4 protein-coding genes and 1 CRISPR repeat array are annotated in these 11727 nt (G+C 36.8%); of the genes, 1 reads left to right on the top strand and 3 read right to left on the bottom strand.

Translation table 11 applies throughout. The features are described 5' to 3' along the window. Window positions 1-4 precede the first annotated feature (4 nt). Window positions 5-976: a UV DNA damage repair endonuclease UvsE gene (uvsE, locus tag ICL16_RS16710; protein ID WP_190829731.1), complete on the bottom strand. Its 972-nt coding sequence runs from the start codon at window positions 974-976 to the stop codon at window positions 5-7. A 456-nt stretch (window positions 977-1432) separates the two neighbouring features. Between uvsE and ICL16_RS16715 the strand changes: the two genes are divergently transcribed. Continuing rightward, window positions 1433-1651, top strand: coding sequence for a hypothetical protein (locus ICL16_RS16715; RefSeq protein ID WP_190829733.1), 219 nt, complete (start codon window positions 1433-1435; stop codon window positions 1649-1651). A gap of 256 nt (window positions 1652-1907) precedes the next feature. On the opposite strand, the gene ICL16_RS16720 is transcribed toward ICL16_RS16715, so the two are convergent. Beyond that, window positions 1908-2372, bottom strand: coding sequence for a hypothetical protein (locus ICL16_RS16720; RefSeq protein ID WP_190829735.1), 465 nt, complete (start codon window positions 2370-2372; stop codon window positions 1908-1910). 503 nt (window positions 2373-2875) lie between these two features. Further along, window positions 2876-11185: direct repeats of the CRISPR family, unit length 37 nt; unit sequence GTTTCAATCCCTAATAGGGATTTTAGGAAATTTCAAC. A gap of 265 nt (window positions 11186-11450) precedes the next feature. After that, window positions 11451-11726: a CRISPR-associated endonuclease Cas2 gene (gene cas2, locus ICL16_RS16725; RefSeq protein WP_190829741.1), complete on the bottom strand. Its 276-nt coding sequence runs from the start codon at window positions 11724-11726 to the stop codon at window positions 11451-11453. Window position 11727 lies beyond the last annotated feature (1 nt).

Genomic DNA, 11727 nt, shown 5'->3' on the forward strand with positions numbered 1-11727 from the left:
GAGACTATTTTCCCATAATCCACCAAGAACGCAAATGGGCGATCGCCTCTTCCTTACGTTTAGCCTCAACTTCTATCCAAGGAGCTTCCCGATACACACTAGGCATATCAGTAATTAACTCACTGTGTTTTCGATCCCCAAAAGCTTCTTCACCATTAGAAATGTGAACTAATTGCCAATCCGGGTTAGCCCAAGTTGCTCGTGCTGCATAAAACATGGATGCTACAGTGCGATCGTCGTAACTATCCAAGTTTTCATGACAAATATGGTGATGGGCATCAAACACCAATGGTATACCAGTCCGTTGACACACTTCTAGAATTTCACTAGCACTGTAAGCGTGTTCGTCATTCTCTAAAGTTAAACGACTTGTGATATTTTCTGGCAATTCTGAAATTACCCGCACCAATTGATCCGCCCGATTGGATTTGCCACCATGTATATTCATTAAAGACCAAGAAGATTGTGGTAAACCCATCAAATCCATTGTATGGGCATGTCCTGCTAAAATTTTGATACTTGAGGCAACTACTTCCGGTGAATCTGAACTTAGCACAACATATTGATCTGGGTGCAGCACCATTCTGATCCCCAATTCTGTTGCTCTTTGTCCGATTTTGGCTAAATCAGCGCTCATCTCCTCTAATATAGTTGCACCCACTTCATCCTCCCAATCACTCAAGGGAAATAAAGCAGAAGACATGCGGTAAAGCTGAATTGAGTGCTGCTGACAAAAAGACAGTGCTGTATTCAAGCGCTGCAAGTTATCTTTATAAAGATCTCTTAGGGCAGTTTCTCGTTGCTCCTCAGTTAATTGTAAATAGCGTGTGCGCGTAATAGTTCGCAAACGCACTTCCTTAGAAAAGGTAATGCAAACTAGCCCTAAGTGCGGCGGAGTGTTTTGCCACTGCTTTGCACTAGATGAATTCTTTGTTTTAACCCCTACTGGGGACTTAGACTCTCGTACTGCCGACATCTTACACCGTATCAAGACTAGTCATTATTTTGATTTAACTAAGTTTTGCCCGTGAATGATGAGTATCTAAAGGAAGAATTGAGCAAATATTGGGTGTGGGATGTGGGGTGTAGAGATAAAGTTTTTTCTCAATAAATCTATCTTTAGAACGATTTTTTAACACTTCACTCGATGGGTTTTTTGTCAAGTGTGTTACAAAGCAACTTCAACCCCGCGTTGAAATTCCCAAACCATAAGCATTGCTGTTTATTAGAGTCATAGAAAAAATGCTCAAGGGAGGGTATGTATCTTTTGGTAGTGATGTCAAGTAAGTGAAATTTTTATTAATATATATATAACTTTATAGACAGGAGTGAAAACAAATCTTTACATGCGCTAACTACCACAAATTCACGCAATGTCACCACTGGTGACTCCCTCTCGACTCACAGACTTTACTCAACAAAGCAAAAAATCATGACTAACCAGCAATCTTCAGACTCTAGAGAATTTGTCGGAAATCTCAGAAATGGGATTTGGCTGTTTGGTATCTCATCCTGGCTGTTTGGCATTACGGATCGCAGTATCGCTTCATTGTCGGATGGTTATCTATCGGCTTTAGACTTAGTGCAACTATTTACTGCTGCTACCTTCTTTGTCGCTTGGCTGTTTTTGAAGCCCACTTCTAGAGCATAATCAGATTTCGGATTTTGGATTGAATGCAAATATCGGAGCCAGAAGACCAAACAGTGTAACATTAGAAAATTTGTCCAGCTTTGACGCTAATCTTTTTTAAAAGGTTAGGTAGATGAAGAGAAACGCTATTTAAAGCAATCGAGGGAGCGCCGTCATAGTGCGTTGATATTTCTTTGTATTATTAATAAAGTTGGGGTAATTGTCGAAAATTTGCAAATTACCCTGATTTTTTGCTTGTTTAAATTTATTAGACGGGTTAATCCGAAATGTTGGTAAGCCATTCACGGAAATCTTCTGGTGTCATTGCAGAACTATTGTCGAATTCAGAGAAAGCTTCTTGTAAAGCTTCAGTCACTTTTTGCTCATATTCTGGATGCTCTTTCTCTATGGCTGTAAGTACAGCATTTCTCAAACGCTGTAAAGCATTTAAGTAGTCAATAAGAGCATCAATTTCTCCCTTTATCAGTATCCAGGCTAGCGATAGTCTGGCACTTAGAGATGAAAGTAAACCAATGATACCACGACGTTCGGCAATTAATGTGTAAATTATAGCTTCAAGTAAACTACGTTCTTGAGGAGAAAAATCTTCCCACTGCTTTTCTACCGCTATGGCTAATGCTTCAGATCTTCGTGCAAGAACTCTCAATTGTGAAGAACTTATTGTACGCGGTAGAGATATTTGCTTAATTTCATCAGGGTTAAGGGTGATGGTAGCTGACATATACTATCCTGCGTGTTTCAATCCCTAATAGGGATTCGCTGAAATTGAAACAGTAGTGAAACGCACAACAGTGCGCCGCGCGTTTAGTTTCAATCCCTAATAGGGATTCGCTGAAATTGAAACATGTACCACCAAAGCCCTCTGTAACTAGTTTGTAGTTTCAATCCCTAATAGGGATTCGCTGAAATTGAAACGAAACGCCAGTACTTGAAACACTTACTGTATTTAATTTTTTAGGTTCAGTTGCGCGAATTGATAAAACTATGCCACTTTTGGCGCGGCTTTATGAGTTTATGATATATCATACAAGCTAAAAGCTAGCTATGGCAAACTTTTGGGAAATTGCGTGGATGGAAAATCGGGTAATAAATGCTGGAATCCTTTTATCATGGGCTGTTCCTTCATTTTATTAACTGCTCTCCTGCCTGTGATCGCCATATTTGCAATAACTATTAGGAAATTTCAACTTTTGAAGCTAGTTTGGGAACCTTAACTACAGGTTGGTTTCAATCTCTAATAGGGATTTTAGGAAATTTCAACTTGACTGTAGCAATTGTGACGTCAATCCCAGTTTTGTTTCAATCCCTAATAGGGATTTTAGGAAATTTCAACCTTGAAAACAGATCTCGCTTGGGTTGAAGAGTTAGCGTTTCAATCCCTAATAGGGATTTTAGGAAATTTCAACAATATGTTTTATGTAGGTATTATGAACTAAATTAGTGTTTCAATCCCTAATAGGGATTTTAGGAAATTTCAACGCTAGTGATATTCACGAAATTGGCATAGTAATGTCGTTTCAATCCCTAATAGGGATTTTAGGAAATTTCAACCTGGGAATTGACGAGAGAGTTGCTCTAAATAAACTTGTTTCAATCCCTAATAGGGATTTTAGGAAATTTCAACGGAAGAAGATACGGCAACATCTTCCGTGAGCGACAATGTTTCAATCCCTAATAGGGATTTTAGGAAATTTCAACGCGCGATCGCTTCTGCTGGCATTTGTTGAAGTTTTTGTTTCAATCCCTAATAGGGATTTTAGGAAATTTCAACTTTTTGTGTATTAATAATGGTAAGTTTATTTTTCGTTTCAATCCCTAATAGGGATTTTAGGAAATTTCAACAAGACGGAACGTCAGCAACAAGAATCAGACAGATGTTTCAATCCCTAATAGGGATTTTAGGAAATTTCAACCCCTGATACCGCCCAAGAAAATGGATCATCCCGTGTTTCAATCCCTAATAGGGATTTTAAGAAATTTCAACTTGAATATTTAATTTTGTCAGCTTTTCTATTATCGCGTTTCAATCCCTAATAGGGATTTTAGGAAATTTCAACATCCTAAAGCCACCATTTACAACGATGGTTTTGAGTTTCAATCCCTAATAGGGATTTTAGGAAATTTCAACATGGCATGTCTGTTGTTTTCTTTGCTCTTGAGATGTTTCAATCCCTAATAGGGATTTTAGGAAATTTCAACAAGTGATTAGGTTGCGGATGCGCTCTTTTTCTGCCTTGTTTCAATCCCTAATAGGGATTTTAGGAAATTTCAACAATTGTGCTTTAGCTGCTTCTTTTTCCGCATCAGAGTTTCAATCCCTAATAGGGATTTTAGGAAATTTCAACTTGTAAAGAATTATGGCAAAAAGTCGCGATCGCGTTTCAATCCCTAATAGGGATTTTAGAAAATTTCAACACTATTTGCTCGTACCCATCACCCAATCTTGTACGTTTCAATCCCTAATAGGGATTTTAGGAAATTTCAACTCGTCTATACGCCTGCCACGGCAACAGAAAATACGTTTCAATCCCTAATAGGGATTTTAGGAAATTTCAACATTCAAAATTTTTGCTTTAGTGTTTTTTTTTGCTGGGTTTCAATCCCTAATAGGGATTTTAGGAAATTTCAACCTGGAAGCTCGCTGAAGTCAAGGAATGCTTCGGACTTGTTTCAATCCCTAATAGGGATTTTAGGAAATTTCAACTAATCGAATTTGGGGAATAGAAGGGCTAGAAGCTGGTTTCAATCCCTAATAGGGATTTTAGGAAATTTCAACACTATCGTTTGTAGTCAAAGGTACTAGATTATGCCTGTTTCAATCCCTAATAGGGATTTTAGGAAATTTCAACCCCAGTGTTCGTACCACTGGATGACTTCCCAACCCCCAGTTTCAATCCCTAATAGGGATTTTAGGAAATTTCAACTATTAAGTCAAATAGTTGAAAGAAACGCACGTCTGTTTCAATCCCTAATAGGGATTTTAGGAAATTTCAACCAAGAAGCGCGGCGCAAAACTTTGAAGATGGAATTCTGGGAAAGTTTCAATCCCTAATAGGGATTTTAGGAAATTTCAACATATGACTCAGAACAACCAATCTCATCAGCAATATCGTTTCAATCCCTAATAGGGATTTTAGGAAATTTCAACTTTCCCTTGTTCCCGGATGTAGTTCATCCCATTCATGTTTCAATCCCTAATAGGGATTTTAGGAAATTTCAACGATCTATGCGCTGACGATGAAAACGAAATTAGTGAGTTTCAATCCCTAATAGGGATTTTAGGAAATTTCAACCGCGAGTCCGAAAAAGCTATGCCTAAGTTCGTTTTAGTTTCAATCCCTAATAGGGATTTTAGGAAATTTCAACTCGCATCTAAATTATATCCTAAAGCCACCATTTACGTTTCAATCCCTAATAGGGATTTTAGGAAATTTCAACTCATCTAAAACCTCCCTCTATTTGATGTAATTTGGTTTCAATCCCTAATAGGGATTTTAGGAAATTTCAACCTTTTTAATTTTTTCTATCTGTCCGATTGCAGTAAGTTTCAATCCCTAATAGGGATTTTAGGAAATTTCAACACGTCGCATCATCCGTCGTTGCTCCATCCTGTCCTTGTTTCAATCCCTAATAGGGATTTTAGGAAATTTCAACGTTGTACTGTCATGTTCTATTAGTAATCAATTAAATGTTTCAATCCCTAATAGGGATTTTAGGAAATTTCAACCTTTTTTTCGATGATGAAGTACATCGGCTACCTTCGTTTCAATCCCTAATAGGGATTTTAGGAAATTTCAACGATAATGCTTCTTTCCGCACCCAAGGAGAGAGTGGACGTTTCAATCCCTAATAGGGATTTTAGGAAATTTCAACTGCCTTCTCCTTGATGAGAGAAGATATCTGTGTAGTTTCAATCCCTAATAGGGATTTTAGGAAATTTCAACTTAGCTGCTTCTTTTTCCGCTTCCGTTACATTTTTGGTTTCAATCCCTAATAGGGATTTTAGGAAATTTCAACAATTTCCACGTAAAAAAAGACACCCATCAAGCTTTTGTTTCAATCCCTAATAGGGATTTTAGGAAATTTCAACGAGAGACACGCGAGGGCAAGAGGAGAAAGTGCTTTGTTTCAATCCCTAATAGGGATTTTAGGAAATTTCAACGCAATTGAACACTGTTACTTGTATTCGTCAAAAGTGTTTCAATCCCTATTAGGGATTTTAGGAAATTTCAACAATTCGTGAATTAGTTCTCTGTCTGGCTCATCTCGTTTCAATCCCTAATAGGGATTTTAGGAAATTTCAACTCAAAAATTTTCGCTTGGCGATTGGAGATATTTAGCTAAGTTTCAATCCCTAATAGGGATTTTAGGAAATTTCAACCAAAACGTCTTCTGGTATTTGTTTTATTAGTGAGCTGTTTCAATCCCTAATAGGGATTTTAGGAAATTTCAACTCTTTTTGTCTTTGCTCTCTTGCAGCGTTGGTTGTGTTTCAATCCCTAATAGGGATTTTAGGAAATTTCAACCTTTGAGGCGACTGAGGCGCAAGTCAAAGCTGTGCATGTTTCAATCCCTAATAGGGATTTTAGGAAATTTCAACTCGGTAATCATCATCGGTCATTTGCTTGATGCCACCACGTTTCAATCCCTAATAGGGATTTTAGGAAATTTCAACTTCTTCGATATCTTTACCTTTATGGATGAATGCTTTAGTTTCAATCCCTAATAGGGATTTTAGGAAATTTCAACTACACCATTGCAGCCTGATGGGTCATTTTTCCCAGTTTCAATCCCTAATAGGGATTTTAGGAAATTTCAACCATCGGTAGAAAGAATGCAGGTGTTCTTGTTCGTGGTTTCAATCCCTAATAGGGATTTTAGGAAATTTCAACCCCCGCGCACCATTCAAATCTCTATCCATAGTTTGTTTCAATCCCTAATAGGGATTTTAGGAAATTTCAACCATAACAAAGCTAATCCTAATGACAAAATCAAATTTCCGTTTCAATCCCTAATAGGGATTTTAGGAAATTTCAACATTTGTATATACAAACGGAAATAAGTATTTACAAAAGTTTCAATCCCTAATAGGGATTTTAGGAAATTTCAACGAGAGTTCTAATCCAGCACTAGTGATACGTTTTTTGTTTCAATCCCTAATAGGGATTTTAGGAAATTTCAACTTGATTTTGTGGCGGTAAGCTACTGATATAAGATGCGTTTCAATCCCTAATAGGGATTTTAGGAAATTTCAACCCACTAGGTCTTAGAACATACTTCTGGGTTAGCTTGTTTCAATCCCTAATAGGGATTTTAGGAAATTTCAACTCAAAAAAATGGAGAAATATATGCCTAAAATTACTGCGTTTCAATCCCTAATAGGGATTTTAGGAAATTTCAACGTTACCCCCACGGAGTAATCAAAGCTATTACTCCGTTTCAATCCCTAATAGGGATTTTAGGAAATTTCAACAGATATCCTTTGGAAGAAAAGTTTGCTTTTGGGATGTTTCAATCCCTAATAGGGATTTTAGGAAATTTCAACTCAACTGGTCTTTTAAAGATTGCATAAATCTTTGTTTCAATCCCTAATAGGGATTTTAGGAAATTTCAACACTAATCCATCTACGTAGTCTTGAGTACCTGCATTGTTTCAATCCCTAATAGGGATTTTAGGAAATTTCAACTGACTTACTTGCGACTAGTCGCAAGTGTACCGTAAGTTTCAATCCCTAATAGGGATTTTAGGAAATTTCAACAATACCAAAATGTTCGTCATCTAGAGGAATGTTTTTGTTTCAATCCCTAATAGGGATTTTAGGAAATTTCAACATTGCTTCTTTATTTGTTCCACTATTACTTACAATGTTTCAATCCCTAATAGGGATTTTAGGAAATTTCAACTCTAGGTGTTTCGATTAGAAAAGCTGGATTAACTGAGTTTCAATCCCTAATAGGGATTTTAGGAAATTTCAACTATCACATCTATTATTTAACAAATATACCGGAAAGGTTTCAATCCCTAATAGGGATTTTAGGAAATTTCAACTGTTGTATCAGATGTTTCTTCTTTTAATGTGCCAAGTTTCAATCCCTAATAGGGATTTTAGGAAATTTCAACGTTGCTTCGCCCTGTCTCTGGACAGCCCAAGAATCGTGATGTTTCAATCCCTAATAGGGATTTTAGGAAATTTCAACTATACACTTCTGTACCAGAGGAATCGTAGCCAATAAAAGTTTCAATCCCTAATAGGGATTTTAGGAAATTTCAACACTAGTCCTGCGTAGATAGCAGGCGTAAGCGCTAGTTTCAATCCCTAATAGGGATTTTAGGAAATTTCAACGAGGCTATCTGTGTACTGATGCGGGATGAAATAGGTTTCAATCCCTAATAGGGATTTTAGGAAATTTCAACAGTAGAAAAAATTTCAATTAGCTGATTTAGCTCTTTGTTTCAATCCCTAATAGGGATTTTAGGAAATTTCAACATTTTCACATACCCACTTCAAGTTCATTGCTTTTGCTAGTTTCAATCCCTAATAGGGATTTTAGGAAATTTCAACACTTAAGAAATATCGGTTTGTATCTCTAATTGTTAGTTTCAATCCCTAATAGGGATTTTAGGAAATTTCAACAATTGTTAATCAACATCGTAAAAATAGTAAATTGAGTTTCAATCCCTAATAGGGATTTTAGGAAATTTCAACCACCTGACTGTACGTGTTTTCGCTGCATTAGAATAAGTTTCAATCCCTAATAGGGATTTTAGGAAATTTCAACTTAAAATCGTTAGTTTGTTGTTAGTTAATAAAGGGTTTCAATCCCTAATAGGGATTTTAGGAAATTTCAACTTTAAAATCGTTAGTTTGTTGTTAGTTAATAAAGGGTTTCAATCCCTAATAGGGATTTTAGGAAATTTCAACCATTAAAAATATAGCCAATCCAAAGGGTGTTTTTGTTTCAATCCCTAATAGGGATTTTAGGAAATTTCAACCTAAATTAAGCAGGTGCTATTTTAAGCTTGTTTAGTTTCAATCCCTAATAGGGATTTTAGGAAATTTCAACATGACCGAAAACTCAGGCAGCGATCGCCGTCATCAAGTTTCAATCCCTAATAGGGATTTTAGGAAATTTCAACATGAATGCACAGATCTTGGGGTATCAGTGCTATTACTTGTTTCAATCCCTAATAGGGATTTTAGGAAATTTCAACGTCATCCGTTGTATTTTTTGTATTATTGCAAAGTTAAGTTTCAATCCCTAATAGGGATTTTAGGAAATTTCAACTTTTTGCCTGCCGCTACACCGCCTTGGTTACTATGTTTCAATCCCTAATAGGGATTTTAGGAAATTTCAACTAATTGTTTAAACTCAACAAAGAGAAACAATGAGTTTCAATCCCTAATAGGGATTTTAGGAAATTTCAACTGTTGTTCCTTGACGGCTTGACTTAATTGATGAGGTTTCAATCCCTAATAGGGATTTTAGGAAATTTCAACCGGACGAGTTGACAGGAATCGGAAACCGTCGTAAATTCGTTTCAATCCCTAATAGGGATTTTAGGAAATTTCAACTTATGTACTGCAATTTGAGGCTTATTTGCTTGCATCCGTTTCAATCCCTAATAGGGATTTTAGGAAATTTCAACCAGATTGACCCTGCCGCGCCTATGCTCGTCGCTCATTAGTTTCAATCCCTAATAGGGATTTTAGGAAATTTCAACGCACAGTAGAAATATATGCTGATTAAGTAAACAAAGGTTTCAATCCCTAATAGGGATTTTAGGAAATTTCAACAGATATCCTTTGGAAGAAAAGTTTGCTTTTGGGATGTTTCAATCCCTAATAGGGATTTTAGGAAATTTCAACTCAACTGGTCTTTTAAAGATTGCATAAATCTTTGTTTCAATCCCTAATAGGGATTTTAGGAAATTTCAACACTAATCCATCTACGTAGTCTTGAGTACCTGCATTGTTTCAATCCCTAATAGGGATTTTAGGAAATTTCAACTGACTTACTTGCGACTAGTCGCAAGTGTACCGTAAGTTTCAATCCCTAATAGGGATTTTAGGAAATTTCAACAATACCAAAATGTTCGTCATCTAGAGGAATGTTTTTGTTTCAATCCCTAATAGGGATTTTAGGAAATTTCAACCTTTCAATTTAGACTTAAATATTGAAATTAATTATGTTTCAATCCCTAATAGGGATTTTAGGAAATTTCAACATCACCAGGTATACTTGCGAAGATTTACAAGGAAAGTTTCAATCCCTAATAGGGATTTTAGGAAATTTCAACACTTAAAAGCGTTGGGATTACCAACGAATTATGATAAGTTTCAATCCCTAATAGGGATTTTAGGAAATTTCAACTTTTTCACTTGTGAGAAATGCGGGCCAGTACTTTCGTTTCAATCCCTAATAGGGATTTTAGGAAATTTCAACGGAGTTACGTACAGGTTACTCAACCATCAGTTACTTTGTTTCAATCCCTAATAGGGATTTTAGGAAATTTCAACGTAGTGGGAGCATATCTGTCGCGCCACTCAGTCACCGCGTTTCAATCCCTAATAGGGATTTTAGGAAATTTCAACTTGGATCTGATATGGGTTGAGCCAGCATGTAATTGGTTTCAATCCCTAATAGGGATTTTAGGAAATTTCAACCTTGTCTTCAACAGCCCAAGAACCGCGTTTACCGTTTCAATCCCTAATAGGGATTTTAGGAAATTTCAACCCCACCTTGCAATAGCTTGGTTTAATACTTCTAATCTACAGTTTCAATCCCTAATAGGGATTTTAGGAAATTTCAACTAGATACTGAAGTACAGTTTGATTCCGCCCCTGAGTTTCAATCCCTAATAGGGATTTTAGGAAATTTCAACGAGCACCAGTGCGGTGGATGTAAATTTCGTAACCCGTTTCAATCCCTAATAGGGATTTTAGGAAATTTCAACTCTTGTGATTGGGATAGGTTGGTGCATAAATTGCTGTTTCAATCCCTAATAGGGATTTTAGGAAATTTCAACGTTTTTGTACTGTGTATCCATTTCTTACTAGGCAGTTTCAATCCCTAATAGGGATTTTAGGAAATTTCAACCTAGTGCCTTCCATGCCCTAGCATCGTCCTTCTAAAGTTTCAATCCCTAATAGGGATTTTAGGAAATTTCAACTATAATACAAACTCTGTTCCTCCATCTTTGCAAAGTTTCAATCCCTAATAGGGATTTTAGGAAATTTCAACAACCGTATATGTCAATAAAATTTTACACCCCTATAGTTTCAATCCCTAATAGGGATTTTAGGAAATTTCAACCTCCAGACACTCTCGCTTGGATTGGATTAGTAGCCGGTTTCAATCCCTAATAGGGATTTTAGGAAATTTCAACCAAACTTGCACGAGCTAATCTCGCGCAATACATTGTTTCAATCCCTAATAGGGATTTTAGGAAATTTCAACCAAAAGACAATGAACCAACTTTCAAAACTCAAAATATTGTTTCAATCCCTAATAGGGATTTTAGGAAATTTCAACGCCTGCTTCTAAAAAGCTTACGATATGTAGTTTTCAAGGTGCGGTTGCGCGACAATTTAAGTTTATAGCACTTCCAGAGATTGGTCAAGAGATTGTTGGTTGTTTTCATATCGCTAAAAGCCTTATGCTACAAGGTTTTGAGAAATTGCGCGGATGGTAAAGCTGGGAAATAGGGCTGAAATCTTTACATTAAAGGTGTTTGCGCTTGTTTTCGACTTTGCCTGGGAAAAACACCCACCCATCCGCGCAGAATCCTGAAAATAAACTAGGCAAAGAAGATGGTTTCATCTCGCGGTTGTTCTCCGCCTATCCTTTCTACTTTACCTTGACAACAGGCGCAGAGGAAGTAGAACCGGACGCTATCTCCTTTGACAATGACTTTGGTAAGGCGCGATCGCAGCTTAGCATACTGAGTTTCTGTCAAGTTGCATTCAAAAATACTATACTGCACCCACTGTCCATAGGATTTGAGTATGGAGTGAATTTTAGTGCGGCGCTTGTCTTCGGAGATGTCATAGGATACAACAACAAACTTACTCACC

The organism is Iningainema tapete BLCC-T55 (assembly GCF_014698965.1).
GTDB classification, from domain to species: Bacteria; Cyanobacteriota; Cyanobacteriia; order Cyanobacteriales; family Nostocaceae; genus Iningainema; species Iningainema tapete.

Coding starts and splice junctions, on each gene's coding strand:
- uvsE (WP_190829731.1), bottom strand. CDS start 976: ATGTCGGCAGTACGAGAGTCTAAGTCCCCAGTAGGGGTTAAAACAAAG.
- ICL16_RS16715 (WP_190829733.1), top strand. CDS start 1,433: ATGACTAACCAGCAATCTTCAGACTCTAGAGAATTTGTCGGAAATCTC.
- ICL16_RS16720 (WP_190829735.1), bottom strand. CDS start 2,372: ATGTCAGCTACCATCACCCTTAACCCTGATGAAATTAAGCAAATATCT.